Source organism: Cupriavidus sp., assembly GCF_057315035.1.
Map to the genome: position 1 here is coordinate 205398 of NZ_DBHKYV010000003.1, position 25887 is coordinate 231284.

Genomic DNA, 25887 nt, shown 5'->3' on the forward strand with positions numbered 1-25887 from the left:
GCCACATTTCGCCACAATTCAACAAACCTGCGCAACAACAAATAGCAATCATTCGCATCTTGGCGTGATTGCCATGCCAGCCTCGATGGCTGCGGCGGGTGCATTTCCACATCTTTGACTGAGGAGTGCCTGGGTCCCCCGACCGAGGCGCGGCAGCACGACCAATCCGACTGTCAAATCATGCTGGAGTCATCCGTGCAGCAAAAGAAAGTATCGAGCGCCGTCCGCCTGTTGGTATCTGGTGCCACATCCGCGGGGTTGGTCATTTCCGTGTCGGCGCTTCCGTGCGTCGCTCAGGCGCAAACCGCATCGACGGGAGCGGTGGCCGCGCAGGCATCCGCAAGCGGTAGCGACATGCTGCCACAGGTTACGGTGACGGGCCGTGGCATTGGCAATGCCAACGAGGCGCCAACCGGAATTTCCCGGTTGCCCGATACCGTGAAGGAAACGCCGAAGACCATCAATGTGGTGCCGCGGGAGGTCATCGAGCAGCAGCAAGCCACGTCGCTTGAACAGATCCTCAAGAACGTGCCTGGCATCACGATCTCCACCGGCGAAGGCAACGGCGGACAAGCCGGCGACCAGTTCCGCATCCGCGGCCTGTCGGCGAAGGGCGATATCTACGTGGATGGCCTGCGCGATTTTGGTGCGTACAAGCGCGATGCGTTCAACACCGAAAGCGTCGAGGTCATCAAGGGGCCGTCGGGCGAGAGCTTTGGCGTTGGCAATATCGGTGGCCTGATCAACCAGACCACCAAGAAAGCCAACCTGCATACCAGCACCAGCATCGACCAGGGCTTTGCCTCGGACGCTACCTATCGCACCACGGTCGATAGCAATATCAAGCTCAACGATACCTCGGCGGTACGGATCAACGGCATGTTCCAGAACGGCCGCGTGGCCGACCGCGATCATGTCGACGATGATCGTCGCGGCGTCGCGATCGACTTTGGCACCGGCCTTGGCACCAGCACCGAGTGGCATCTCAACTATTCGTACCTGCACCGCAGTGGCGCGCCAGACTATGGCGTTTCGGTCGCGCAGGGCGCCGACGGCATCTACCGACCGTTGACCCAGTACGGCGTGCCAGGCATCTCCTCGTCCACGTCCTACGTACGCAACACCGATCGCGATACCACCGACGCGCATATCGTCTCGTCGAACTTTGCCACCAAACTCGACAACGGCATCACGATCAGCAATGACACGCGCTTCAGCTTCTACGAGCGTGACTTCTCGTCGACCAACCCGGGCGCGCTGACCTACGCCAACCTGCAGTCCCTGCTGGCTGGCCGGAACGTCAGCCTGCCGTACGGCGCAGGTGGTGGCTCCACCTATCTGCAGCGCGGGTGGGGTGTTCAGAATGTGCTGAGCGCCAAGGGCGAGTTCATGACGGGCAACTTCCGCCACAAGGCGATGGTGGGCCTGGATACGAGCTACCAGCGTGACCATCGCGACATGGGCACGTGGACCGGCCGCAACAACAACCAGACCGTGGTCAACCCGGTGTTCTACAACAGCCCGAATGCCAGCGTGGCCTATGGCGGCACCACGCGCGATGCCAATGCCATCGATGTCGGTGTCTTCATGAATGACCGTGTCTGGCTGACGGAACAGTTCTCGCTGCTGGGCAGCCTGCGCTGGGATTACTTCCGCAGCGAGTACGCGACCAATGCGTCGTCGCTGGGCGGCGCGGCCGATTCGAAAAAGCTGAGCCCGGCCATCAGCGCCATCTGGGAGCCGACCAAGGACTACATGTTCTATACGTCGTTCTCGCGCACGTATCGGCCAGTGGGAACCGACATCGCCGTGGCAGTGGGCGGCGTGGCATCGGAAGTGCCGCAGAACGGCATCAGCGGCGAACCTGAACGCGCCGACACGATCGAGGTTGGCACCAAGCTCGACTTCCTGGACAAGCGTCTCGGCGTGACCGGTGCGCTGTTCCAGACCAAGAAATCCAACGCCTACACGGTGGATCCGAATACCGGCGACATCACCAACGGTTTCTCTGATTCCGGTGAAGGCCGCCGTATCCGTGGTCTGGAGCTGGGCCTGAGCGGACGCATCGTGGGCGGCTGGACGGCCAACGTTGCGTACGCCTACCTGAACGGCGAAGTCACGTCGGCCACCACGGCTTCAACGGTGGGCAATGCGGCACCGGGCGTGTCGCGCCACAACGTGACGCTGTGGACCGCCTACGACATCCCGCATACGATCCTGCCCGTGCCGGGCCAGCTGACCATCGGCGGCGGCTTGCAGTACGCCACCGGATACTGGGCGGATTCAGCCAACACGACGAAGATGCCGGACAACTTCTCGCTGGACGCGATGATCGCGTACAAGCAGGGCAAGTACCGCATCTCCCTGAACGGCTACAACCTCACGAACCACCTGAACTACCAGTCGTCGTTCGGCGCGGTACGCGCGGTGCCGACCTCGCGCAGGACCTTCCTGCTGAACGTGGGCATGACGTTCTAACGGCGAATACGAATCGTGTCGTGTCTGGGGGCGCGTCCGGCGCCCCACGAGGATTTGCCAGGTCATTGGCGGTGGGGGGAATCTGCACTTCATCCTCCGCTGTTGCGCACCTGGCGGCGGAGCACCACAAGCCCTGGATATGCCCTTGGTGGTCTCCCCTCTCCCGCTCCGCGGGAGAGGGGAGCTTGTCACGCCCCTCGCTATTGCCGTCATTCGGCGCCCAACTCGCGCCGCGCGCGCCGCGAGTAGTAGGCAAACGTGGCTTCAAAGCGTTTCTGCGTACTGACCCAACGCTGCGCTTCGCGGCCCAGTTCAGGTGGAATCGGCTGGATCTCGCCGGCCGCCATGGCCAGCAGCTGCAACCGCGCGGCGCGTTCGAACATGACGCCGAGCACGCATGCCTCCTCCACCGTGGCGCCGGCCACCAACAGTCCGTGGTGTGACAGCAGGATTGCCTTCTTGTCGCCCAGCGCACCCGAGATGATTTCACCTTCTTCATTGCCGACTGGAATGCCAGGCCATTTCTCAAGGAATGCGCACTGGTCATAGAGCACGCAGGTGTCCATGTGCGAAATCGTCAGCGGTACTTCCAACATGGCCAATGCAGACGCATGCGGCGCGTGGGAATGGACGATGCACTTCAAATCCGGGCGGGCCCGATAGAGCCATGAGTGGAAGCGGTTGGCGGGATTGGGCATGCCGCTGCCTTCCAGGACTTCGAGGTCCTCATTGACGAGCAGCAGGTTGTCGGACGTGATTTCGTCGAAACCCAGGCCCAGGCGTTGCGTCCAGTAGGTGCCGGGTGTGTCGGCACGCGCGGTGATCTGGCCGGCGAGACCGGAATCATGGCCGAACGCGAAGAGGATGCGGCAGGTTTCGGCCACGGCTTCGCGCAGCGGCATTTTTTCAGCGCGCAATTGCGTCTGCATCTGCTGGAGCGATGCGGCGACGATCTCGCCCTTGCTCAGTTGCATCGTGTTTGCCATGTCTGTTCCTTTCAGTTTCGGGATGTGCTGGAGTTGAATCGGGATAAGGTTGAAACGATTGGGATGTGATTTCTTTATTTTGTCTTGTTGTCCGCCTTCAGCAGCGTGGACCATCGCTGGTCTTCTTCACTGATCAGCTTGCGGAACTGCTCGGGCGACGATGACATCGGTTCCGTACCCTGCGCCACCAGCGTTGCCTTGAACGCGGGATTGGCCACTGCCTTGGCGACTGCCGCATTGAGCTTGCTGACGATTCCGGCATCGAGGCCTGCAGGGCCGACGAGCCCAGCCACGGAGCCCGATACCAAGGTCGGAAACCCAAGTTCCGACGTCGATGGCACGTCGGGTGCGGTGGCCAGGCGCCGCGGGTTGGCCACGGCCAGCGCGCGCAGCTTGCCCGACGTGACGAACGGCATCACTTGAGGCGTGGCTTCGAAGGTCATGTTGACCTGGCCGGAGACCACATTGGTCACGGACTCTGCACCGCTTTTGAACGGCACGTGCAGGAACTGCACCCTGGCCACATCCTGGAGTACTCGCATACCCTGGAACGGCGAACTTCCCACGCCTGCGGTCCCTACGCTGACCGCGTCGGGTTTGCGTTGTGCGAGCCTGATCAGTTCGGGCAGGTTGGCAGCAGGCAAGTCCTGGTTGACTACCAGCAGATGCGGAGTGGAACCCACCAGCGAGACGTAGGTGAAATCCTTCGCGCTATTGAAATTGACCTTGACGTCGGTATGCGGGTTGACCGCGAGAACGCCGACGGTGGCAAACATCAACGTGTAGCCATCGGGCCGGGCACGCCGCACGAAATCGGCGGCGATATTGCCTCCGGCACCCGGGCGGTTTTCCACGACGATTGGCTGGCCCAACTGCTCGGACAATGCCTTGCCCGTGGCGCGCGCCACCAGGTCGGTAATGCCGCCGGCGCCAAACGGCACCACAAGCGTGATGGGGCGATCCGGGTAGGCGGCGTGAACGGCGAATGAACAACTGACGGATAGCGAGGCTAGCAGGGCAGCTGCACCTGCGAAGTGGGGGCGCTTGAGGCTCACTTGAATGCTCCTGGGGGCGGGTGGGGAAACAAGTGTGTCTATCATGACACCGAAGTTTCCTTTAGGCAACCAAGTTGCCGATGTGTCGTGCCGACCGTACAATCGCGGGCATTCCAGGCGCCGATGCGCACTAACCAGTGATCGTGGATGACCAGCAAGCAAGAAACGGGCGCCTCCGCCGCGCTTTCGACCATCGCCGAACGGCTGGCCGAGCTTCGTAAGCTCAATGGGCTAACGCTTGAGGAACTGGCGCAACGCGCGTCGCTTACCAAAAGCTATCTGTCCAAGCTGGAGCGTGGCCTGTCGTCGCCGACCATCGGCACCGTGCTGAAGCTGGCCGACGCGCTTGAGGTAACGGTGGACCAGTTGATCGCCAAGGCATCGCGTGCGAACGAGATCCTTCACGTCAAGGCCGCCGACCGCATACCGTTCAGCCCGTCGGCCGAGCGGAAAGGCTATACGTATGAAGCCATTGCTACCGAGCGTGTGGACAAGGTCATGCAGCCGTTCATCATGCTGCCTCCTTTTACGCTCGCAAAAGACCAGCCCATGGCAAGCCATGCGGGTGAAGAACTGATCTTCGTGGTGTCGGGCGAGATGGAGGTGGTGTTCGACGACCGCACTGTAAAGATGACGGCGGGTGATTCGCTGTACTTCAACGCATCGATCCCGCACCGTTCGCGCTCGCTTGGCAAGACCCTGGCGCAGGCACTGGTGGTGGTGAGTGACCGGAAGAAAAGCGTGTGATCTGACTGGCCTGAGCCAGTAGCCAGCTACATCACGCGCCCGAACCACCAGAGCGACAGCAGCCCCGCGCAGACCGCCAGCAGGGCGCCCATGGCGGCGAAGAACGCGGTGACTTCGATCTGGTCGCGCTTGCCCGATGCCAGCCGTGCGTTGAGCGCGCGGTAGACCTTCTTGAGTCCGGTGGCATCTTCCAGCCGAAAGTACTCGGCCCCGGTGGCATCGGCAATTTCCTTCAGCACTTTTTCGTCGAGCTTGACGCGCGCGGACCAGCCGTCGGCCGACAGCACGACGCCTTCGGTCGTGCCGACCCCCACGGTGTAGATGCGTACGCCATGGTCGGCGGCCAGTTGCGCGGCTTCCATGGCACCCGGGCCCGCATTGCTCTCGCCATCGGAGAACACGACGATCGCGCCCGAAGCATAGGTGCCCGGTTGCACCGCGTCATCGTCGCCAATGGCGCCAATGGCGCCGGATTTCTTCGGCGGCGCGTCCTCGTCGCTCATGAGTTGCGCGGCGTCGGCGCTTACCTGCGGCAACAGGGTCGTAAGCGCCACGAGCAGGCCATTGCCCAGCGCGGTGCCGCCCTGCGGCTTCAGGTGGTCGATCACGGCCGACACTTCATCCTTGCTGCGGGTCGGGGGCTGTGCCACGGCGGCGGTGCCCGCCATCGCGACCACGCCCATGCTGACGCCTGCCGGCTGTGAATCGAGCAGGACCTTGGCCGCCTGCTGCGCGGCGCGGATGCGGCTGGGTTTGACGTCCTGCGCGCGCATGCTGCCGGACAGGTCAAGCACCACGATCACGGTCTCGATGCGCGAGGGCAGCGTCATCACGGCCTGCGGCCGGGCAATGGCGACGATCAGCGCAGTCAGGGCCAGCAGGATCAGTACGGGCGACACGTGGCGCCGCCAGGTCGTGCCTGTGCCGATGACCGCTCCCGCACCCGCACCGACCATCCTCAGGGCGGGATAGTGCGCCGCGGCGCGCCGCCGGCGCCGATCCAGCCAGATATAGCCGGCCGCCAGCAACACGATGAACGCGAGCAGCCATAGCATGGCGGGCCACAGGAAACTGAAGACGGGCAAGCGGCTTATCGCATCGATCATGCGGCCCCCTCGATCTTGCCCTTGATGGTTGCCTTGGCTGTCCCGCTCGCGATTCCTGGCCGGCGACTGCGCAGGCGCGAAAAATTCAACAAAGCCAGGTCGAGCCGGGCATGGGTCGACAGTGTCAGGCATTCCACATCGGCCCGCTGGAATGCCTCGCGCAGTTCGGTTTCGTGGGTTTCGGCAGCCGCGGCGAAGCGCTTCCTGAATGCAGGATCGTGGGTGTCGACAAACATCTGCTCACCGGTTTCCGCATCCTGCAGCACGACCAGTCCCAGGTCGGGCAACGCCGATTCGAGCGGATCGACCAGCCGCACGGCCACGACTTCGTGGTGCCTGGCCAGCATCGCTAGCGATGCCTGCCAGCCCGGCGCGCTGATGAAATCGGACACCACGAACAGCACCGAGCGCCGCTTTGCGGCTGCACGGGCGCGATCGAGCAGGTCCCGCAGTCGGGTTTCCGTGCGTGCTTTGCCTGGCCCAGCGGCATCTGAAGCGGCAGGCGTGGCATGCATGCGGTCCAGCAGATGCATCAACTGCCGGCGCCCCGGACGTGCCGGCACCACCGATGTGGCAACATCGGGCGCGCCGCCGCCATACAGTACCGCGCCCACCCGGTTGCCATAGCGGGTCAGCAGCAGTGCCATGACGGTGGTGAAGTCGCGCAGCAGGTCGCGCTTGCGTACCACGCCGGAACCGAAGTCGATCGACCCGCTCAGGTCCAGCAGGAACCACGCAGCGATCTCTCGATCCTCCTGGAATTCACGCACGTAAGGCGTCTGCAACCGTGCGGTGACGTTCCAGTCGATATGCCGCACGTCGTCGCCAGGGTGGTACTCGCGCAGATCGGCGAAGTCCAGTCCAAAGCCTCGGAACAGCGTGCGGTAGTCGCCTTGCAGCAGGCCGTCGAGGCGGCGCACCACAGTCCATTCCAGGCGGCGCACCAGCGCGTCGGTCTGGCTGGCATCGATGCCGGCAAGCGCTCCGGTGCGCACGCGCTCCGGAGCGGCGGCATCGGGGCCGCGTGGGCGGCTAGCGCGCAGCCGCCTGAACATGGGATTCCATTGGCCGTTCCGGCACCGGCAGCGCCTGCATGATCCGCGTGATGAGCTGGTCGGCCGTCACGCCATCGGAGATGGCTTCATACGACAGCACCAGGCGGTGCCGCAATACGTCCGGCACGAGGTCGATCACATCCTCGGGCAGCGCATAGTGCCTGCCGCGCAGGAAGGCCAGCGCGCGGGCGCCTTCGATCAGGCCGATGGTGGCGCGCGGGCTGGCGCCAAAGGTCACGTAGCGGTCCAGGTCGGCCAGGCCGTATGACCCTGGTTTGCGCGTAGTCGCCACCAGGCGCACCGCGTACTGGATCAGGCCCGGATCCACATAGACCTTGCGGCACTCGTCCTGCAGGCCGGTCAGGTGTTCGGGGGTGGCGATCGCGCCCACGTTGATGCGCGGCCCCGTAACGCGGTTGACGATCACAACCTCCTCTTCCTCGCTGGGGTACCCCACCAGCACCTTCATCATGAAGCGGTCGACCTGCGCCTCTGGCAGCGGGTAGGTACCTTCGGTCTCGATTGGATTCTGCGTGGCCATGACCAGGAAGGGCATGGGCACCCGATGGCTTTCGCCAGCAATGGTGACCTGCTTTTCCTGCATCACTTCCAGCAACGCGCTTTGTACCTTGGCCGGCGCACGGTTGATTTCATCGGCCAGCAGCAGGTTGGCAAACACCGGTCCGCGCACCGTGGAAAATTCGCCGGTGCCCTGGTTGTACATGCGTGTGCCGATCAGGTCGGCCGGCAACAGATCCGGCGTGAACTGGATACGCCTGAACGTGCCGCTCATCGTCCTGGCCAGCGTGTTGACGGTCAGTGTCTTGGCCAGGCCGGGCACGCCTTCCACCAGCAGGTGCCCGCCGGCCAGGATGGCCACCAGCACCCGTTCGAGAAAGTGGTCTTGTCCCACCACCACGCGCTTCACCTCGTACAGCAGGCGCTCCATCAGGTCGGCGCTGTCCGTGGCGCCTCGGGCTTGGTCGTTCATGGGCCTCCGCAATCAGAAAGGTGAAGATCCGACGGCAGCACCGGCACTTTCAATGGTGATGGCAAAGCCAATGCCAATGAAGGTGCCGCTCTGGTTTGGGTTGAGGATGGCAGTGACGATTCCCACCACCTCGCCGTTCAGGTTGATCAGCGGGCCGCCCGAGTTGCCGGGATTGGCGGCGGCGTCGAACTGGATCAGCTTGTCCAGCCGCTGCTTGCGATCTGGCGACACGAACTCGCGGTCGAGTCCCGACACGACGCCGGCCGACACCGACGGGCCGATCCCGAACGGAAAACCCACCGCGACGACTTCGGTGCCCGGCGCAAGGTCCTGGCTCGAACCGAGCGTTGCTGCTGGAAGATCATCGGGAATCGATTTGGCCTTGAGCACGGCGAGATCCTTTTCGGGGATCGCCTGCAGCACATTGGCTTCCGACGTCTGGCCGTTGTGGAACCTGATTTCCAGACGCTGGGCGTCGGCAATCACGTGATAGCTGGTGAGGACCACGCCACTTTCAGTGACGACCACCCCCGAGCCGATATGGCCGGATTCGGGCTTGCTGCCGGGCTGGTCCTTGCCTGCGGGCGGATCGCCAGTGGCGAGTTCGTCGCGCGACGGGGGGGCGGACGGCGGCGTTTGCGGAGCGGCTTCGGGGCGTTTGCGTGGGGCGTCGCGCTTTGACTTGGGCGCGGGAGTGGCCGCCACCACCTTTGTCTCAGGCGCATAGCTGAGGACCTCCACCACCGATTCGCGAACCATCTCGGCTGCCCTGGCGCTGCGTGAAGGCAGGCTCTTGGTCTGCAGCGTGTGCAGCACGGCCTTGTCGATATCGGCCTGCGTGAGCGCACGCCGCGTGGGCTGCGTCATCCAGGCGGTGCCCACGCCCGCGACGAAGACCAGCGTGACGGCTGCCGCGACCCATCCGTAGATTGCCACCCGTTTCATCGCAGCCCCCGAGGTCCCGTCGTGCCTTTGAAAATACAGTACCATCCTCTTAACCACGCGCCAAGGAGCAGGGCATGCAGTTTCTCTGGCCGCAAATGCTCTGGTTGCTGCTCATGCTCCCGCTGCTGGCAGCCGCCTACCTGTATTTGCTCGCGCGGCGCAGGAAGACTGCGCTGCTGTATGCCAGCCTGTCCCTGCCGCGCGCCGCGCTTGGCCCCGGCCAACGTGTGCGGCGCCACATTCCGCCTGTGCTGTTCCTGCTGGCCCTGGGCGCCGCCCTGCTTGCGTGCGCGCGGCCCACGGCAACCCTCACGCTGCCCACCGACACCATTACCCTGGTGCTGGCGATGGATAACTCGCGCAGCATGGAGGCCACCGACGTGGCACCCACACGCATTGCCGCCGCGCAGCAGGCCGCCCGTGACCTGATCGTGGGGCTCCCATCCAGCGTGCGGCTGGGCATTGTGTCCTTTGCCACCACGGCCACCGTGGTGCTGCCTCCCACCAGCAACCGGCAGGACATGCTCGATGCGATCGACCGCTTCCAGCTCCAGCGCGGCACCGCGACCGGCAGCGGACTGATCCAGGCGCTGGCGGTGCTGTTTCCCGACGATGGCATCGATCTCGAAGCCATCCTGTTCAGCGGCGATGCCACGCCGCCGCATTTCGGGCGACCGGAACCTTCGCTCGACGAAGCCGCCGCGGCAGAGGCGGCCCGCAAACGCGACCAGCAGCAGCCGGCGGTACTGCCCGGGTCGTACCGCCACGGTGCAGTGATTCTGCTCAGCGACGGCCGGCGCACCACGGGTCCCGATCCGCTGGATGCCGCACGCATGGCTGCCCAGCGGGGTGTGCGCGTCTACACCGTGGGTTTCGGTTCGACGCAGGGCGGCAGCGCCGGGGTGGGCGAGTGGCCCCTGTCGTACTTCATGCAGCTCGACGAGCCCGCATTGCGCGCGGTGGCCGCGCTGACCGAAGGCGAATATTTCCAGGCGGGTTCGGCATCCGACCTGACCCAGGTGTACCGCCAGCTCACCGCCCGCTTTGCACTGGAGCGCAAGGAGACCGAACTGGGTGCCTTCCTCGCCGCGGCGGCGGCCCTTTTGCTGGCGTCGGGGTGCGCGCTCTCGATGCTCTGGTTTCGGCGCTGACAGCGCGGTGCGTCGAGTATGCCGCTTCATTGCTGCAACCTCCCGTTGCACGTAGCAATGTGGTGATGCCGAGCCAGCGCGCAAGCCCGCGTGGCATGGTCCTTGGCGCGCTAATTGCGTAGGCAGGAGTTTGCCCAGACTCCCGAGCGCGCTCCGCCAAGGCGCGCTATATCGTTCCCGATCGGTACAGCCGTTCGCAAGAAACGCGCCTGTCCGGATTCCGCTCCGAAGCCATGAGCCACTGTCCCCGCTGCAACTTGCGTTGCCGTGGCGGGTCGACGGCGCCCATCCATTCCTGTCGGAGGTTGCACCATGAGCCGTTATATCGTTCTAGCCAGTTTCACGGACCAGGGAATCCGTACCGTGAAGGACACCACCAAGCGGGCAGCGGCAGTACGCGAACTGGCTCCGCAGTTTGGCGTGAAGGTCACCGATGTGTTCTGGACGCTCGGCAAATACGACGTGATCCTGACCATGGAAGCGCAGGACGATGCTTCCGTCACTGCCTTCGGACTCAGTATCGGTGCGCAGGGCAATGTCCATACGCAGACGCTGCGCGCATTTACCGAAACGGAGATGCAATCGATTCTAGGCAAGATGCGCTGAGTCTGTTTGTGGGCGAGGGTGGATGCCCGCCAGTACGGTGGGTATCCATCGCTCAGCGTTCGCGACTGCTTCATTGGCGTTTACCCCCGCGACGTGCAATGCACCGTGTAAGAACCGGGTAAGCGGCACGCTTTACCGTGTAGCCATTCGATGCGAAAGCACAAATACGCAGGAGACATGGATGCACGAAGATCTGGTCGAGAGACTCAAGGCCAACCGGCAGTATCGCGAGCTGGTTCGCCGTCGCAGCAGGCTCGGATGGTTGCTGACCGCGGTCATGCTGGTGGTGTACTACGGGTACGTATTGCTGATTGCGTTCGACAAGGAGCTGCTGGCCACGCGCGTTGGCAATGGGGTGATGACGTGGGGCATGCCGATCGGCCTGTTCGTGATCGTCTTCACCGTCGTCATTACCGGACTCTACGTGCGTCATGCCAATAGCGTCTATGACGAACTGACCGACCAGATCAAGCGGGAGCTCGCATGAAAGCGCGTCACGTAATCGGTGCCAGCGCTTTGCTGGGTGCCTGCACAGCCCTGCTGCTGTCGAACGCCGCGTTCGCGGCTGGTGGAGACCTGGGGCAGGCCGTGCGGCAGCCCACCAACTGGACCGCGATCGGCATGTTCGTGGTGTTCGTGATCGGCACGCTGTTCATCACCAAGTGGGCCGCCAAGAAGACCAAGTCAGCAGCTGCGTTCTACACGGGCGGCGGTGGTATCACGGGCTTCCAGAACGGCCTGGCCATTGCCGGCGACTTCATGTCGGCGGCATCGTTCCTCGGTATCTCGGCCGCGGTGTTTTCCAGCGGCTATGACGGGCTGATCTATTCGATCGGCTTCCTGGTCGGCTGGCCGATCATTACCTTCCTGATGGCGGAGCGGTTGCGCAACCTGGGGCGCTTCACGTTTGCCGATGTGGCGGCATACCGCTTCAAGCAGGCACCGATCCGGGCCTTCGCGGCATCGGGCACGCTGGTGGTGGTGGCGTTCTACCTGATCGCGCAGATGGTGGGCGCCGGGCAACTGATCAAGCTGCTGTTCGGGCTGGAATACTGGATCGCGGTGGTCATCGTCGGCGCGCTGATGATGGTCTACGTGCTGTTCGGCGGCATGACGGCCACCACCTGGGTGCAGATCATCAAGGCGTGCCTGCTGCTGGGCGGTGCCTCGTTCATGGCCTTCATGGTGATGGCCCAGTTCCACTTCAGCCCCGAGGCGCTGTTCGCCAAGGCTGTCGAGGTGCATGCCAAGAAGGATTCGATCATGAGTCCGGGCAACTTCATCAAGGATCCGATCTCGGCGATCTCGTTCGGCATCGCGCTGATGTTCGGCACGGCGGGCCTGCCGCATATCCTGATGCGCTTCTTTACCGTGCCCAACGCCAAGGAGGCGCGCAAGTCGGTGTTCTGGGCCACCACGTGGATCGGGTACTTCTATATCCTGACCTTCATCATCGGCTTTGGCGCGATCGTGCTTGTGGGTACCAACGCCAGCTTCCAGGATGGCAGCGGCAAGCTGCTGGGCGGGGTCAATATGGCAGCGGTGCACCTGGCCAGCGCGGTGGGTGGCAACGTGTTCCTCGGCTTCATTTCCGCGGTGGCGTTTGCGACGATCCTGGCGGTTGTGGCGGGCCTCACGCTGGCAGGCGCCTCAGCCGTATCGCATGACCTCTACGCAACCGTGTTCAAGCACGGCAATGCATCCAGTGCGATGGAACTGCGCGTCTCGCGTATCACCACCGTCATCCTCGGCATGGTTGCCGTGGTGCTCGGCATTGTCTTCGAGAAGCAGAACATCGCGTTCATGGTGTCGCTGGCGTTTGCGGTGGCCGCATCGGCCAACTTCCCGGTGCTGTTCATGTCGGTGCTGTGGAAGGGCTGCACCACGCGCGGCGCCATGGTCGACGGCTTCCTGGGGCTGCTGACGGCTGTGATCCTCACGGTCCTGTCGCAGGCCGTCTGGGTAGACGTGTTCCACTTCAAGAGCGCGCTATTCCCCTATACGTCACCGGCACTGTTCTCGATGACGGTTGGCTTCCTGGGAATCTGGCTGTTCTCGGTCACCGACAAGTCCGCGCGGGCGCGCATCGACAAGGCTGGCTTCGAGGCACAGGAGCTGCGTTCCGAGACCGGCATTGGTGCCGGCGAAGCATCAGCCCACTGAGAGGGGTGTCGCCCCAGGCGCCATGCCTGGGGCAGATCTTTTCGCGTGTTCGGCTTCAGGCCTTGGCGATCACGCTGAGGTTCAGCGTTTCCCCACCCGCCACGATGGCCAGCAAGCGGTCGACATTCGGGTGCGCGCCCGGACGATTGCGTGCGTCGGCCGTGTGTTCGGCAAATACCGCCAGGCCGTGTTCCGCGGCAGCTGCATCGAGCTTGCCGAAGGTTTGCTGCAGGTAGTTGTACACGGCCAGCGAGCCCTGTTTGCCAGGCATGTTCTCGATGCTGGCCACTACCGCGCCATTGCCGTCGACCAGGTCGATGCGGGCAATGCCGTCGACGGCGGGCATCTGGGCGAGATTGTCCTTGAATGCGTTGCTCGGCTCGATCATGGTGGCGCTCCTGTTGCGGATTGCAAAAACAAAAACGGACGGGCCAGCAGTGGCGACCGTCCGTTCTTGCTTGATGCGTGTTGTGCGTTGGTAGGCTCGATTGGACTCGAACCAACGACCCCCACCATGTCAAGGTGGTGCTCTAACCAGCTGAGCTACGAGCCTAGCGAAGGCGCGAATTCTATAGAGGGCTTGCCAGAAGTGCAAGCACTTTCTGAAAAACAATCCATCTTCGAGCCATGCGTGCCTGATCGGGCTGGCGATTCAAGTTTTCCGTCTTGCGATCCGTAGACCGAAATAGGTCAGTCTGATAACCAGCGGCGCAGCCAGGCGACAGACCTTCACAAGAGCAGTGGGCATCAGATCCGCGCGCCGTACGAACGGAGACGTAGAAGATGATCAAGCAACTGTCGATCCGGGGCTCGCTGAGCCTGCTGGTCGCTTTCTTTGGGGCGGCGCTGGTGTTTGGTGCCGCGGTTGGCCTCTATTCGATCCATACCGGTAACGAGGCGCTCAAGCAGACCTATACGGTCGATACGCCGGCAGTAGCGGACCTGGAGGGCAGTGCCGGGCAACTGCTGCGGTTGCGGCTGGCGTTGGCTACCTATGCATCGCTGGCCGAGTTGAACGACCAGGACGCCGCCAACGCCGTGCTCAAACGGTTCGACCAGTACCTGAAAAATTCGAACGAGCGCATCGAACACTATCTGGCCGTTGCCGGCAACGGTGACGAGGAACAGCAGCGTCTGGTCAAGGACATGCAGGACAAGCGCGCCGCGTTCCTTCGCGACGGCGTCGAGCCTGCGCTGGCAGCGTTGAAGTCGGGCGATCGCCAGACGTTCCTGCAGCAACAGGCGCACAAGCTGCCACCGCTCTACAGCGCCTTTGAGAAGGCCATGCTGGCCGTCGAGAAGCGCCAGGTCGCTTACGGTGAACAGCGTTACGAGCAGGCGCAAACGCGCTTCAGGCTGGTGGTGTGGGCCGTGGCGGTTGGACTGGCGGGCGCGCTGCTGCTGTCGTTGCTTGCGCGCATGGTGATGATCCGCGCCATCGTGGTGCCGGTGGATGCCGCGGTGGCGCAGTTCCAGCGGATTGCCGGCGGCGACCTGACAGGTCGAGTGGAAGTGGCCAGCAGCAGTGAAATGCGCAAGCTCACCAGCGCATTGCAACAGATGCAGGCATCGCTGACCGAGACTGTCGGCATGGTACGCGCGGGCACCGATTCGATCAGCACCGGTGTCCAGGAAATTTCCAGCGGCAACACCGATCTGTCGCAGCGGACAGAGGAGCAGGCCGCATCGCTGGAACAGACGGCAGCCAGCATGGAAGAGTTGACCTCGACAGTGAAGCAGACCGCCGACAATGCGAAGCAGGCCAGTCGGCTGGCGGAGGGTGCTTCAGACCTGGCGGCGCAGGGTGGTGAGCTCACGCAGCAGGTAGTGGACACCATGCAGCATATCGTGGCCGATTCACACAAGATTGGCGAAATCGTCGGCGTGATCGAGAGCATTGCGTTCCAGACCAATATTCTCGCGCTCAATGCAGCTGTGGAAGCGGCTCGTGCGGGCGAGCAGGGACGTGGTTTCGCGGTGGTGGCATCCGAGGTGCGCGCGTTGGCGCAGCGCAGCGCCGGCGCGGCCAAGGAGATCAAGGGATTGATCGACCTGTCGGCGAACCGCGTGGAATCGGGTGCGGGCCTGGTGGAGCGTTCCGGGGCCACGATGGGCGAGATCGTGACCGCCATTGCGCGCGTCAGCGACATCATGAACGAGATTGCCGCGGCAGCCGTGGAGCAAAGCAGCGGCATCGACCAGGTCAACGTGGCCGTGACGCAGATGGACGAGGTAACGCAGCAGAACGCTGCGCTGGTCGAACAGGCCGCGGCGGCAGCCGGTTCACTGGAAGAGCAGGCACAGCGACTGGCAGCAGCAGTGGCGGTGTTCCGGATCGACCGGCAGGCGGCTCAGAATGCCTTCGGTGGTCTCCCCTCTCCCGCATTTGCGGGAGAGGGGCGGGGGAGAGGGCCAGCGCATCAGGTTGCGGCAATCGCAGTTTGAGCCGCGATGCCCTCTCCCCCAGCCCCTCTCCCGCGTGCGGGAGAGGGGAGCAAAACCAAACCGTGGGTGTCAGTGCGTCACCAGCGTAGAGCGCATCGCTTTCACATTGCGCTCTGATACCGCTGCCGCGCGGTTGCTCCAGCCCTGGCGCAGGAACGAGGCCAGTGCGGCCACTTCGGCGTCGTTCATGCGATGGGCGAAGCCCGGCATGACCAGTACCGAGGGCGCCTTGGCGGTGGAAGGTGTGGCGGCGCCGGCCAGTATTACGTTGACGAGTGCGGCCGGGCTGGTGGCGTTGACGACCGTGGCGCCGTCCAGTTGCGGGAACACCCGTGTTGCCCCTTTGCCCGTGACGAAGTGGCAGGCTGCGCAGTTGTCGAGGTAGAGCCGTTCGCCCAAGGTCAGCCCCTTGGCCGCGGTCAACTTGCGGATCGTGGCCTCGGTACCTTGCGGCTTGACCGCAGCCGACGTGGCCGGCACCGGCGACAGGCTTTTCAGGTAGGCGGCAATCGCATCGAGGTCTGCGCTACGCATATGCGACGTGCTATGCGCCACCACCTGCGTCATCTCGCCCGCCACGGCCGCGGTGCGATTGCGGCCGGTCAACAGGTAGTCAACGATGTCCTGGTTGGTCCAGTGCGGCATGCCGCGCAACGACGGTACAGGCCAGCCGTTGAGTTCGCCGCCCGCCAGATACTGTGCCTCGGCGCTTGAATCGGCCTTCTCGTTCATGGCGACCCCACGGGGCGTATGGCAACTGCTGCAGTGCCCGAGGCCTTCCACCAGATAGGCGCCAAGCCTGACCTGATCGGTCCACTTCGCTTGCGGCTGGAACGGCTTGCCGGACGCGAACACGTAGTTCCACACCGCCATGCCCCAGCGCAGGTTGAACGGGAAGTCCATGCTGGTCTCTGGCGGCACTGCGTTGCTTGCCTTCACGCCAGACATGAAGAAGGTGTAGAGCGCGTGGATATCGGCGTCCGTCACCTTGGCGTAGTTCGGGTACGGCATCGCCGGGTACAGGTGCGTGCCATCTGCGCGAACACCCTTGCGGACCGCATCGGCAAACTGCTTTTCAGTGTAGTTGCCGATGCCGTGCTGCTTGTCGGGCGTGATGTTGGTCGAATAGATCGTGCCGTGGCCGCTGTCGATGGCCAGGCCGCCGCTGTACTCGGGTTTGCCCGGCGCGCTATGGCAGGCCATGCAGTCGCCCACGCGAGCCAGGTAGGCGCCGCGCAGCACCAGCGCGGGGTCCGCCGCTTGCGCGGCCGAGGCAGCGAGGGTGCCGAACACGGCGGCAATGAGATAAGACTTGAGAGATTTCATTGTCGTGTGATCAGGCTTGTACCAGCGGTCCCGGATTCTTGAGGTACTGCTTCTTGATGGCGTCGGCCGCCATCAGCGTGATGGCACCGATCGTGGCGGTGGGGTTGGCCTGGAAGTTCTGCGGGAACGCATTGCCACCGGGAACGAACACGTTGTGCACGTCCCATGACTGCAGGTAGCGGTTCAACGCCGAATCGCGTGGCGATGCGCCCATGATCGCGCCGCCCACGTTGTGGGTGGACACGTACTTGGTGATGTCCCAGTGCGAATCGAGCGCGAGGAAGCTCTCCGAGATCGCGTCGGGCTTCATTTCCTTGGCGATCTTCAGCACGATCTCGCGCAGGTAACGCTGGAGCTTGAGCTCGTTCTCGCGCCAGTCGAAGGTCATGCGCAGCAGCGGCTGGCCCCATGGGTCGCGATACTTCGGATCGAGATCGAGGTAATGGCCGCGGTACGACATGCACGTGGTGGTGATGCTGATCTTCATCGAGCGGCCGTACCAGTCCACCATCGCTTCCTTCCAGCCCTTGCCCCAGGCCGGCGTGCCCGAGGGCAGCGACGTCCCGATCGGCGCGCCGGTGGCCTGCGAGCTATGGATCTTGGCGCCGCCGATAAAGCCCAGCGAAGGACCATCGAAATTGCCCGGCGAGATGTCGTTGAACATCTCGCCGGTAGCGCCCGCGGTGGCGAACGGGTTAAAGTGCTTGTCCTTGAAGAACAGCGTCGCGCCACCATTGCTCAGGAACGCATAGTTGCGGCCGACGGTGCCGGTTTCCGATACCGGGTCATATGGCTTGCCGATGCCCGACAGCAGCATCAACCGCACATTGGCAAACTGGAAGCTGCTCAACACGACGATCTTCGCGGGTTGGAACACCTCGCGGCCCTTCTCGTCGATGTATGTCACGCCGCGCGCCGTCTTGCGGTCGGCGTGCAGGTCCACGCGGATCACGTTGGCGTTCACGCGATACGAGAAATTCGGCATGCGCTTGACCACATCGAGGATCGTGGTCTGCGGGGAGGCCTTTGAATAGTTCAGGCACGGATACTTGCTGCAGTAGCCGCAATAGTTGCACGGCGCGAGTTGCGCACCATACGGATTAGTCCATGCCTGCGAGACATTGGCCGACGGATTCGGAAACGGGTGATAGCCGAGCTTCTTCGCCGTGTCGGCAAACATCGAACAGTTCAGTGTGTCCTGCAGCGCGGGCAGCGGATATGGCTGCGAGCGCGGGCCTTCGAACGGATCGCCGCCGGGCTGGACCTTGCCGCGCAGGTTGCCCGTGTTGCCGGACAGGCCGCAGACCTTCTCGAAGAAGTCGTAGTACGGCTCGATCTCGTCCCACGTGAACGGGAAGTCCTTGATACGCATGTCGGCGTCGAGCGTGCCGCGCTTGTAGGCGCGGTCGGCGTAGGTCTTGAGCTTCAGGTCGGTAGGCGTCGGACGGATCAGCACGCCGGTCCAGTGCAGGCCTGAGCCGCCAACGCCGGTGCCGGGCGCGAAGGCCCCCCATTTACGTGTGGGCAGCGCGGTGTCCTCGCGCTTGTAGCGCACGGTCAGCGCCGCGTCGCGCGGAGTGGCGAACACCTTGTTGCGCGTGGCGTAGGCGTACTGGTCGGCAGGCTTCGGGTAGGCAAAATCCTCGGGCGGGCGGTCGGGGCCGCGTTCGAGTGCACGGACCTTCAGGCCGGCCTGGGCGAGTTCAATCGCCATGATCGAACCGGCCCAACCGAGGCCGACGATGACGACGTCAACGTCGTCGTTGGTGATGTGGGGCATGAAACGTTCTTGTTCTGGACGTGATACCGCAGCGCGCGCATGGCGCCTTGGCATTCACGCAAGCAAATCTGGAATCGAAGGGGGGCGGGGGGGCGATCGGCCGTTCAGGCGATCAGGCGCGCTTGCCGCTGAGGCTGACCGGGCCCAACGGATATGGCACGTTGTGCTGGTCCACCCATTCGGTGTACTGGGCACGCGCGCCCGGGAAGCCGATTGCCACCCAGGCCTTCATGTCCTTGTTGCCGCCGTACTTCGGATCGGCGAGGTAGCCATTCTTGGTATCGCCGAGCAGTTGCGAGAAGAACTGACCGGCCTTCAGCGATGCTTCGCCGAGTTTGGCAAAGTCGACTTCATTCTTCTGCAGCGCGGTGAGCAGGGCGTCCTGCTCGGTAGCGGACAGGCGCTCGAACGGCTTGCCATGCCGGCTGTTTGCCGCCTGTTGCGTGAGCCGGATGCCGGTCCGGTAGATATTCTGGGGTGCATAGGGCAACTGGAAGCCGAGCGTCTTCGGCGCATCGGTGTTGTGCGGCCCCTGCAGGTAGATATCGTCACCAAGGCCGCCGTGAAGCTGCTGGTCGATAAATACCGGCACATTGGTTTCCAGTGCGCCAGGTCCCTTGCCCTCGGCAGGAATCAGGCGGTCGCACGCTGCCATGATGAAGGCCCACTCGGGCGCGCTGAAGAACACGGGCTTGTAGTGCTGCAAATGCACGTCTTCCAGGCCCTTGGCGCGGACTTCATGCAGCGGAATGGCCGCGACGGGCACGGCGACGGCGGTCGCCTTGAGAAAGGATCGACGTGAGAACGGGGGCGTTGACATGTGGGGTCCCAGAAAAAAACAGGCGTTGTCCCCATGCGAATCGCTCTCTTTTACCCGGGATTCGTCTCACGACTGGAAATAGTCGGACATCGTACCTCTTAATTGTTATGTATTGCAATGATTAGTTTGCTAATTGATTGTTCGGCTGGCGGGACATTCGTGCGCGCACACATGCGCGATTGCGGTCCGCACGGCGCATCGAGTAGGGTTAGGCCTCTGGCTTCATCCGGTGGCACGGTCCCCCCACAACTCCCGATCGAGGAGACAAGAACATGATTTCCTGGCTCAACCGCGCCGCGGCGGTATTGGCATGCATCGTCGCCTGCACGGCCACTCCGGCACTGGCCGCTGACGCCGCCGCCACGCTGACCATCACGGCCGGCGCGCAGCAGCAAACGTGGACGCGCGACGCGCTGCTGAAGGATCGGCGGCTGGTCAGCGTTACCGTGGATGATGACAACCTGAAGCGTCGCCTGACCTTCAAGGCGATTCCGATGGCGGCGCTGCTGGCCGGGCTGGCGGTGTCGAAGGACGGCAGCGCCACCACGGCCGCCAGCGACGGTTATGTCTCGCACCTGCCGATGCGCCTGCTGCTGGCCGATGACGCCGGTGGACCACGCGCCTGGCTGGCGGTGGAACCTTCCGCGAAGCCGTGGCCGAAACTGAAGGGACAGGACATTGGCCCGTTTCGCCTGATCTGGACGGTGCCGAAGACCGCCGCGAAAGGCACGGCGTCGGTCAGGATCAATGAAAGTCTGTGGACTTATGCCATCGCGCGCATCGACATTGGTGCGAGCGCTGCCGAACGCTTTACGGCGATTCGCCCCGCAGCGGACCAGCCGGCCGATGGCCCGGTCATGCGCGGCTTTGCCACATTCCAGCGCGTCTGTTTCTCGTGCCACTCGATCAATCGCACGGGCGATGCGAACCTGGGCCCGGACCTGAACGTGCCATACAACCCGGTGGAATATCTTGGCGACGAAAAACTCGCGAAGCTGATTCGCGATCCGCAATCGCTGCGCTGGTGGCCGGGTTCGAAGATGTCAGCCATCGACGAGAAGACCCTGTCGGAAAGCGAGCTCAAGGACCTGCTGGCGTACCTGCACCATATGTCAGGGCGCAAGGCGCAAGCGGCTGAAGCACCCGCGGCGCCGGGGTCGTGATGGAAGCCGCCGGCGCGCGCCGGCGGCTGGGTCATGGCATGCCTGCTGCTATTTCAGTCCGGCCTGCTGCCCAGGACGCACCGCATCTGCTGTGCCCTGGATAAAGGCCTTGATCTTCTCGACGTCATCGGGCGTGAGCTTGCCCGTGAAGTCGGGCATGCCGCGCGCCATGAACGGTCCCTTGAACACGATCTTGTCGAGGTTGTTGATCATGTCGGCGCTGACAAAGCCAAGGTTGGGGATATTGCCGCCGCGATCCACGCCGGGCACGCCGTGGCACATCACGCAACTACTGACGTAGAGTCCGGCACCGTCATTGACCTTGGCGGCGTCGTACCTGACACCCTTCAGCAGGCCATCGGTGCGGTACTGAACGAAGGCCGGCAGTTTCGCCGTGGCACCGAGTGCGAACGTATAGACCGTGCCCGGGCCCTGCCGGTCGGTGGCGCGTTGCGCCAGCCCGTAGACGCCGCCCCAGCCCACTGCCACCGATACGTACTGCTTGCCGTCGACCTGATAGCTGACCGGGGCGGCGATCACGCCGGTGCCGGTGGGGGTCTCCCAGAGTTTCTCGCCGCTCTTGGCGTCATAGGCCACGAATCGCCCGTCGGCCGTGCCCTGGAACACGAGATTGCCCGCGGTGGTCAGGGTGCCGCCGTTCCACGGCGACACCTGCTCCTGCGACCACGCTACTTTCTGCTGCACCGGGTCCCATGCCAGCAGGCGCCCGAACGGTTTGCTCTTCGGCGGTTCGGCATTGAGGAACTTGGCCGTGTTCCAGCCCGTGTTGGCGCCGGGTTGCATTGGCTGCGCGCCATTGAAGGTCCAGCCCTTGTCGTCCATCAGGTTGATCGGCACGTTCTGCGCGGGCAGGTAGACCAGGCCGGTCTGCGGATTGAACGACATCGGATGCCAGTTGTGCGCACCGTAAGGGCCGGGGATGGCGTCGTAAGGCTTGTCGACCGAGCGCGCCTCGGCGTGTTCGATCGGCCGGCCGTCCTTGTCATAGCCGCTGGCCCAGTTCACGTCGACAAAGTTCTTTGCCGAGATGAACTGGCCGTTGGTCCGGTCGATGACGAAGAAGAAGCCGTTCTTCGGCGCGTGCAGGATTACCTTGCGCGGCTGTCCCCCGATGGTCAGGTCGGCCAGGATCATCGGTTGCGTCGAGGTGTAGTCCCAGTTGTCACCGGGGGTTTCCTGGTAGTGCCACTTGTACTTGCCGGTGTCGGGGTCCAGCGCGACGATCGACGCCAGGTACAGGTTGTCGCCACCGGCCGGGCTGCGCTTGCTGCGCGACCATGGCGAACCGTTGCCGGTGCCCACATACATCAGGTTCAGTTCGGGATCGAAAGTCATTGAGTCCCACGCGGTGCCGCCACCGCCGGCTTCCCACCACTTGCCGGCCGGATCCCAGGTCTTGGCGGCTTTCTCCATCGACTCGTCCTCGAAGGGTTTGGACGGATCGCCCGGCACCGTGAACCAGCGCCATTTCTGCTCGCCGGTGCCGGCATCATAGGCCGTGATATAGCCGCGTACGCCATACTCGGCGCCGCCATTGCCAATGATCACCTTGCCCTTGAATACGCGTGGCGCACCGGTGATGGTGTACGAATACTTGCGGTCGATGATGGTGTCCTTTTCCCACAGCTTGCGCCCGGTGGCGGCGTCAAGCGCGATCAGGCGGCCATCGTAGGCCGCCACGAACACCTTGCCCTGGTACAGTGCCACGCCGCGGTTCACCACGTCGCAGCAGCCGCGGTAGCCAAGCGCGTGGTCCACCTTGGGGTCGAAGGACCATAGACGCTTGCCGGTGCGTACGTCCACCGCGTGTACCACGCTCCATGAGGCGGTCACATACATCACGCCATCCACGACCAGCGGCGTCGATTCCACGCCGCGTGTCGATTCGAGGTTGTAGGACCACACCAGGCCCAGGTTCTTCACGTTGCCGGTGTTGACCTGGTTCAGCCGGCTGAAGCGGGTCTCGGCATAATCGAGTCCGTAGCTGGGCCAGTCAGGTGTCTTATCGGCATTGGCGCGGATGAAATTGCCGTCGACCTTGGCCGTGGCCGCGCGGATCGTGGTAGCCGATGGCGGAGCCGCGTGCGCGGCAGACATGGCCAGCATGCCGGCCAGTGCCGCCAGCAAGGCACGGGTGGCCGGACGGGCAGGGGATGGGAGCCGCTTCGCTCGATGCGTCATCTTGTCTCTCTCCTGGAATCGTTGTTCTTGTACTTCTTGTTGTTCGACCCGCGGGGCGACGGCCCAGCCGCCATCGCCGCGCGTTTCGTGCTACCCACAGCCAGTCAATACACGGTCAATACGCCACGCACACCGACTTCAGTTCGGTATAGGACTCGATGGCCGAGCGCCCGTGCTCGCGCCCCACGCCCGAAGCCTTGTAGCCGCCAAACGGCATGTTCGGATCCACTACGTTGTGGCAGTTGACCCAGACCGTGCCGGCCTCGATGCCATCGACCAGCCGCTGCACCGCGCCAAGGTTGTTGCTCCAGACGCTGGCGCCAAGGCCGTACGACGAGCGGTTGGCCGCGGCCAGCACCGCATCGAGGTCGTCGAACGGCATGGCCACCACCACCGGGCCGAACACCTCCTCGCGCACGATCTCGATATCGCGACTGGCTGCATTCGCCACGACCGTGGGCCGCACGAAGTAGCCGGCGCGGTCCACGCCACCACCACCCGCGACAATCTCGGCACCTTCGTTGCGGCTGGTGGCGATCATGCCGACTACCTTGTCGCGATGGCGGGCCGAAACCAGCGGACCCATCTGGCTGGCCGGATCGAGACCCGGGCCCAGCACCATCGAGTTGGCAACCTTGGCAATGCCCTCCACCACATGGTCATAGTGGCGACGCGAAACGTAGAGCCGCGAACCGGCCGTGCAGACTTGCCCCTGGTTGAAGAAGATGGCGGCCGAGGCGCCCTGGATTGCCACGGCCGGGTCGCAGTCGTCGAGGACCACCACGGGGCTCTTGCCACCGAGCTCCAGCGACACGCGGCGGATATCCTGCCCGCAGCGCGCGCCGATCAGGCGGCCCACTTCGGTCGATCCGGTGAAGGTGATCTTGTCGACGTCGGGGTGCGAAACCAGCGCGGCTCCGGCGACGCCGTCACCGGTCACCACATTGAACACACCGGGAGGGAAGCCTGCTTCTAGCGCCAGTTCGCCGAGACGGATGGCGGTGAGCGGCGTTTCCTCGGCAGGCTTCAGCACCACGGTGCAGCCGCAGGCCAGCGCCGGCGCAATCTTCCAGACCGCCATCAGCAGCGGGAAATTCCACGGCACGATGGCGCCGACCACGCCCACCGGCGCGCGCCGGGTGGAGGCGTTGTAGCGCGTACCGGGCGGGAACGGCATCGAGATATCGAAGGTCTGGCCGTCGATCTTGGTGGCCCAGCCAGCCATATAGCGCAGCCACTGCGCGCTGCCGCCCACATCGAGGCCGTGCGCGAAGGCCAGCAGCTTGCCGTTGTTCAGCGTTTCGAGGCGCGCCAGTTCATCGGCGTTCTGTTCGACCAGATCGGCCAGTTTCAGCAGCAGCCGCTCACGCTGTGCGGGGATCATGCCGCGCCATGCGGCGCTGGCGAAGGCCCGGCGTGCACTGGCGACGGCGGCATCCACATCGGTGGCGGCGCCGGTTGGCACATGGGCAATCTCCTGGCCGGAAGCCGGGTCGAATACCGCAAATGTTTCGCCGGAAGCGGCCTGGCACCATTCGCCGTCGATCAGCATGGCGCTGCGGATTCGGTGCTGCGAGTCGTGGGGTGCGTTCATGCGGGTCTCCTGTCGTGGTGGATGGCCGACAGAAGTTAGCAAGTGGCCCGAGCGCTGGCTTGTCTGTGCGTGCATGGTGCTTGTCGCTGGGTGCACGCGTACGGACTAGTTGTGTTGCGTTGCGGTATCGGGAAGCGCGAGCCTGCGTTGTCGCCACTGCGACGGGCTCATGCCAAAACGTTCATGGAACACCCGGCTGAAGTGCGCGGCGTCGGCAAAGCCCAGGCCGAAGGCAATCTCGGTGATGCTCAAGCCCGCATCCATGGGCGCGCGCAGGCGCTGCGCGGCGCGCTGCAGTCGCCGGGCCTGGATATAGGCATGCGGGGTTTGCCCATACTCGCGAAACAGGTTGTAGAGCGTGCGGCGCGAGACATTGAACATGGCTGCCAATCTTTGCGCGGACAGTTCGGGATCATGCAGTTCGGCGTCGATGTATTCGACGATGCGGGTCACGCGGCCATCGCCAAGACGCTGCTGCGCAGGAGCGTCTTGCTGCGACCCAGCGCCGTGCAGTGCGGTTTCGACCAGCGCCACCATCGAGTCTTCCAGCACGCGCTGGGCGTGGCCATCGAGCGCGTGGCCGGCGATGGCGTCGTGCAGCAAGCCGCCCAGCGCCGAGGCGGCGATGCGTGCCGTGCCCTGGCCGGGTAGCGCGCATCCACATAACGTGGTGGCGGCATCGTGCCAGCCAAATGCGCGCGCTTGCGGCACCAGCAACACCATGGCGCGGCAGCCCTCGGCCATGTCCACGCTGTATGGCTGGGCGGTATCGTAGACCGACCACGTGCCCGGCACCAGCACGGCTTCGCGCCCGCGCTGCGCAATCATGCTGCGCCCGCTCAATTGCCAGAAGATCTTGAAGTAGCCAGCGTCAGAGGCCTCGGCATGCGCGCGCTGCCGGATCACCCGGTGGGCGCCGACGTCGATGTCTCCCACCACGCTGTCGCCAAAGTGGGCCAGGTGGGCATGCCCCCGGAATTGACCACGGCTGTCGCGGGAACAGTCGAGCGGCAGGAAGTTGGCGCTGATCGCCTCGCTCCATTCGTCGAAGTTGGTCGCGCTCACGGATACCGGAGACTGCAATGGACGATTCACTGCGCGCATCCTGGACTCCTCCAAGGAAAGCGAGACTAAGCGGGTCTGCCTGCGGACCGGACGGTATATGTGGTCTCGCGGGGCGGCTGGAACGGTGGACAAGCGTAATGCAAAGGTGCAGTGCGGACAATGGAAACATTGCGGCTGGTTTCGCGCACTGCAGTGCAGCATTCGAGGTG

At 63.9% G+C, this 25887-nt stretch carries 21 protein-coding genes and 1 tRNA gene; 8 read left to right on the forward strand and 14 right to left on the reverse strand.

Going from position 1 to position 25887, the window contains the following annotated elements; all coding sequences use genetic code 11:
* Positions 1 to 195 precede the first annotated feature (195 nt).
* Complete coding sequence (locus ACO550_RS07445) at positions 196 to 2478, forward strand: TonB-dependent siderophore receptor (protein ID WP_315591487.1); 2283 nt, start codon at positions 196 to 198, stop codon at positions 2476 to 2478.
* Between the two features lie 209 nt (positions 2479 to 2687).
* On the opposite strand, the gene ACO550_RS07450 is transcribed toward ACO550_RS07445, so the two are convergent.
* The gene (locus ACO550_RS07450; protein WP_315591486.1) at positions 2688 to 3464 is read right to left on the reverse strand and encodes an aldolase; all 777 of its coding nucleotides are present in this window, start codon (positions 3462 to 3464) and stop codon (positions 2688 to 2690) included.
* Between the two features lie 74 nt (positions 3465 to 3538).
* On the reverse strand, positions 3539 to 4519 hold the full coding sequence (locus ACO550_RS07455) for a tripartite tricarboxylate transporter substrate binding protein (RefSeq protein WP_315591485.1): 981 nt from the start codon (positions 4517 to 4519) through the stop codon (positions 3539 to 3541).
* Positions 4520 to 4666: 147 nt separating this feature from the next.
* On the opposite strand from ACO550_RS07455, the gene ACO550_RS07460 reads away from it, so the two are divergent.
* Complete coding sequence (locus ACO550_RS07460) at positions 4667 to 5266, forward strand: helix-turn-helix domain-containing protein (protein WP_315591484.1); 600 nt, start codon at positions 4667 to 4669, stop codon at positions 5264 to 5266.
* A 26-nt stretch (positions 5267 to 5292) separates the two neighbouring features.
* On the opposite strand, the gene ACO550_RS07465 is transcribed toward ACO550_RS07460, so the two are convergent.
* The 4 genes from ACO550_RS07465 to ACO550_RS07480 are packed head-to-tail and all read right to left on the reverse strand — an operon-like array spanning position 5293 to position 9363.
* Entirely contained in the window at positions 5293 to 6372 is a 1080-nt protein-coding gene (locus tag ACO550_RS07465) for a VWA domain-containing protein (protein WP_315591483.1), read from the reverse strand.
* Complete coding sequence (locus tag ACO550_RS07470) at positions 6369 to 7427, reverse strand: DUF58 domain-containing protein (protein WP_315591482.1); 1059 nt, start codon at positions 7425 to 7427, stop codon at positions 6369 to 6371. Before ACO550_RS07470 ends, ACO550_RS07465 begins: the two co-directional genes overlap by 4 nt.
* Positions 7405 to 8418: an AAA family ATPase gene (locus ACO550_RS07475; protein ID WP_315591481.1), complete on the reverse strand. Its 1014-nt coding sequence runs from the start codon at positions 8416 to 8418 to the stop codon at positions 7405 to 7407. Before ACO550_RS07475 ends, ACO550_RS07470 begins: the two co-directional genes overlap by 23 nt.
* 12 nt (positions 8419 to 8430) lie before the next feature.
* Complete coding sequence (locus ACO550_RS07480) at positions 8431 to 9363, reverse strand: S1C family serine protease (protein WP_315591480.1); 933 nt, start codon at positions 9361 to 9363, stop codon at positions 8431 to 8433.
* 74 nt (positions 9364 to 9437) lie between these two features.
* On the opposite strand from ACO550_RS07480, the gene ACO550_RS07485 reads away from it, so the two are divergent.
* The 4 genes from ACO550_RS07485 to ACO550_RS07500 all read left to right on the forward strand — a co-directional run bounded on the left by ACO550_RS07485 (position 9438) and on the right by ACO550_RS07500 (position 13283).
* The gene (locus ACO550_RS07485) at positions 9438 to 10514 is read left to right on the forward strand and encodes a VWA domain-containing protein (RefSeq protein ID WP_315591479.1); all 1077 of its coding nucleotides are present in this window, start codon (positions 9438 to 9440) and stop codon (positions 10512 to 10514) included.
* 312 nt (positions 10515 to 10826) lie between these two features.
* The gene (locus ACO550_RS07490) at positions 10827 to 11120 is read left to right on the forward strand and encodes a GYD domain-containing protein (protein ID WP_315591478.1); all 294 of its coding nucleotides are present in this window, start codon (positions 10827 to 10829) and stop codon (positions 11118 to 11120) included.
* Positions 11121 to 11301: 181 nt separating this feature from the next.
* Positions 11302 to 11607: a DUF485 domain-containing protein gene (locus ACO550_RS07495; protein ID WP_315591477.1), complete on the forward strand. Its 306-nt coding sequence runs from the start codon at positions 11302 to 11304 to the stop codon at positions 11605 to 11607.
* A complete protein-coding gene (locus tag ACO550_RS07500; protein WP_315591476.1) occupies positions 11604 to 13283 on the forward strand; it encodes a cation acetate symporter in 1680 nt (559 codons plus the stop codon). Before ACO550_RS07495 ends, ACO550_RS07500 begins: the two co-directional genes overlap by 4 nt.
* 55 nt (positions 13284 to 13338) lie before the next feature.
* Here the strand turns inward: ACO550_RS07500 and ACO550_RS07505 are convergent, their stop codons facing one another.
* Together ACO550_RS07505 and ACO550_RS07510 are read right to left on the reverse strand one after the other, a co-directional pair.
* Positions 13339 to 13671 carry a DUF2322 family protein gene (locus ACO550_RS07505; RefSeq protein ID WP_315591475.1) on the reverse strand — a complete coding sequence of 111 codons (333 nt, stop codon included), beginning with the start codon at positions 13669 to 13671 and terminating at the stop codon, positions 13339 to 13341.
* 88 nt (positions 13672 to 13759) lie between these two features.
* A tRNA-Val gene (locus ACO550_RS07510) sits at positions 13760 to 13836 on the reverse strand.
* A 230-nt stretch (positions 13837 to 14066) separates the two neighbouring features.
* Between ACO550_RS07510 and ACO550_RS07515 the strand changes: the two genes are divergently transcribed.
* Positions 14067 to 15728 carry a methyl-accepting chemotaxis protein gene (locus ACO550_RS07515; protein ID WP_315591474.1) on the forward strand — a complete coding sequence of 554 codons (1662 nt, stop codon included), beginning with the start codon at positions 14067 to 14069 and terminating at the stop codon, positions 15726 to 15728.
* A gap of 69 nt (positions 15729 to 15797) precedes the next feature.
* Here the strand turns inward: ACO550_RS07515 and ACO550_RS07520 are convergent, their stop codons facing one another.
* The 3 genes from ACO550_RS07520 to ACO550_RS07530 all read right to left on the reverse strand — a co-directional run bounded on the left by ACO550_RS07520 (position 15798) and on the right by ACO550_RS07530 (position 19654).
* On the reverse strand, positions 15798 to 17054 hold the full coding sequence (locus ACO550_RS07520; protein WP_315591473.1) for a c-type cytochrome: 1257 nt from the start codon (positions 17052 to 17054) through the stop codon (positions 15798 to 15800).
* Positions 17055 to 17064: 10 nt separating this feature from the next.
* On the reverse strand, positions 17065 to 18834 hold the full coding sequence (locus tag ACO550_RS07525) for a GMC oxidoreductase (protein ID WP_315591472.1): 1770 nt from the start codon (positions 18832 to 18834) through the stop codon (positions 17065 to 17067).
* A 112-nt stretch (positions 18835 to 18946) separates the two neighbouring features.
* On the reverse strand, positions 18947 to 19654 hold the full coding sequence (locus tag ACO550_RS07530; protein ID WP_315591471.1) for a gluconate 2-dehydrogenase subunit 3 family protein: 708 nt from the start codon (positions 19652 to 19654) through the stop codon (positions 18947 to 18949).
* A 272-nt stretch (positions 19655 to 19926) separates the two neighbouring features.
* On the opposite strand from ACO550_RS07530, the gene ACO550_RS07535 reads away from it, so the two are divergent.
* On the forward strand, positions 19927 to 20817 hold the full coding sequence (locus ACO550_RS07535; protein ID WP_315591470.1) for a cytochrome c: 891 nt from the start codon (positions 19927 to 19929) through the stop codon (positions 20815 to 20817).
* Between the two features lie 48 nt (positions 20818 to 20865).
* On the opposite strand, the gene ACO550_RS07540 is transcribed toward ACO550_RS07535, so the two are convergent.
* The 3 genes from ACO550_RS07540 to ACO550_RS07550 all read right to left on the reverse strand — a co-directional run bounded on the left by ACO550_RS07540 (position 20866) and on the right by ACO550_RS07550 (position 25717).
* Positions 20866 to 23019, reverse strand: coding sequence for a PQQ-dependent dehydrogenase, methanol/ethanol family (locus ACO550_RS07540; protein WP_485994511.1), 2154 nt, complete (start codon positions 23017 to 23019; stop codon positions 20866 to 20868).
* Between the two features lie 115 nt (positions 23020 to 23134).
* Positions 23135 to 24613 carry a phenylacetaldehyde dehydrogenase StyD gene (gene styD / locus ACO550_RS07545; protein ID WP_315591469.1) on the reverse strand — a complete coding sequence of 493 codons (1479 nt, stop codon included), beginning with the start codon at positions 24611 to 24613 and terminating at the stop codon, positions 23135 to 23137.
* 105 nt (positions 24614 to 24718) lie between these two features.
* Positions 24719 to 25717 (reverse strand): helix-turn-helix domain-containing protein, encoded by a 999-nt coding sequence (locus tag ACO550_RS07550; protein WP_315591468.1) that lies wholly within the window; start codon positions 25715 to 25717, stop codon positions 24719 to 24721.
* Positions 25718 to 25887: the final 170 nt, after the last annotated feature.

What these genes read in the sequence shown, in the direction of transcription:
- ACO550_RS07450 (WP_315591486.1), bottom strand. Translation starts at nt 3,464, where the DNA reads ATGGCAAACACGATGCAACTGAGCAAGGGCGAGATCGTCGCCGCATCG.
- ACO550_RS07460 (WP_315591484.1), top strand. Translation starts at nt 4,667, where the DNA reads ATGACCAGCAAGCAAGAAACGGGCGCCTCCGCCGCGCTTTCGACCATC.
- ACO550_RS07465 (WP_315591483.1), bottom strand. Translation starts at nt 6,372, where the DNA reads ATGATCGATGCGATAAGCCGCTTGCCCGTCTTCAGTTTCCTGTGGCCC.
- ACO550_RS07470 (WP_315591482.1), bottom strand. Translation starts at nt 7,427, where the DNA reads ATGTTCAGGCGGCTGCGCGCTAGCCGCCCACGCGGCCCCGATGCCGCC.
- ACO550_RS07475 (WP_315591481.1), bottom strand. Translation starts at nt 8,418, where the DNA reads ATGAACGACCAAGCCCGAGGCGCCACGGACAGCGCCGACCTGATGGAG.
- ACO550_RS07480 (WP_315591480.1), bottom strand. Translation starts at nt 9,363, where the DNA reads ATGAAACGGGTGGCAATCTACGGATGGGTCGCGGCAGCCGTCACGCTG.
- ACO550_RS07485 (WP_315591479.1), top strand. Translation starts at nt 9,438, where the DNA reads ATGCAGTTTCTCTGGCCGCAAATGCTCTGGTTGCTGCTCATGCTCCCG.
- ACO550_RS07490 (WP_315591478.1), top strand. Translation starts at nt 10,827, where the DNA reads ATGAGCCGTTATATCGTTCTAGCCAGTTTCACGGACCAGGGAATCCGT.
- ACO550_RS07495 (WP_315591477.1), top strand. Translation starts at nt 11,302, where the DNA reads ATGCACGAAGATCTGGTCGAGAGACTCAAGGCCAACCGGCAGTATCGC.
- ACO550_RS07500 (WP_315591476.1), top strand. Translation starts at nt 11,604, where the DNA reads ATGAAAGCGCGTCACGTAATCGGTGCCAGCGCTTTGCTGGGTGCCTGC.
- ACO550_RS07505 (WP_315591475.1), bottom strand. Translation starts at nt 13,671, where the DNA reads ATGATCGAGCCGAGCAACGCATTCAAGGACAATCTCGCCCAGATGCCC.
- ACO550_RS07515 (WP_315591474.1), top strand. Translation starts at nt 14,067, where the DNA reads ATGATCAAGCAACTGTCGATCCGGGGCTCGCTGAGCCTGCTGGTCGCT.
- ACO550_RS07520 (WP_315591473.1), bottom strand. Translation starts at nt 17,054, where the DNA reads ATGAAATCTCTCAAGTCTTATCTCATTGCCGCCGTGTTCGGCACCCTC.
- ACO550_RS07525 (WP_315591472.1), bottom strand. Translation starts at nt 18,834, where the DNA reads ATGCCCCACATCACCAACGACGACGTTGACGTCGTCATCGTCGGCCTC.
- ACO550_RS07530 (WP_315591471.1), bottom strand. Translation starts at nt 19,654, where the DNA reads ATGTCAACGCCCCCGTTCTCACGTCGATCCTTTCTCAAGGCGACCGCC.
- ACO550_RS07535 (WP_315591470.1), top strand. Translation starts at nt 19,927, where the DNA reads ATGATTTCCTGGCTCAACCGCGCCGCGGCGGTATTGGCATGCATCGTC.
- ACO550_RS07540 (WP_485994511.1), bottom strand. Translation starts at nt 23,019, where the DNA reads ATGACGCATCGAGCGAAGCGGCTCCCATCCCCTGCCCGTCCGGCCACC.
- styD (WP_315591469.1), bottom strand. Translation starts at nt 24,613, where the DNA reads ATGAACGCACCCCACGACTCGCAGCACCGAATCCGCAGCGCCATGCTG.
- ACO550_RS07550 (WP_315591468.1), bottom strand. Translation starts at nt 25,717, where the DNA reads ATGCGCGCAGTGAATCGTCCATTGCAGTCTCCGGTATCCGTGAGCGCG.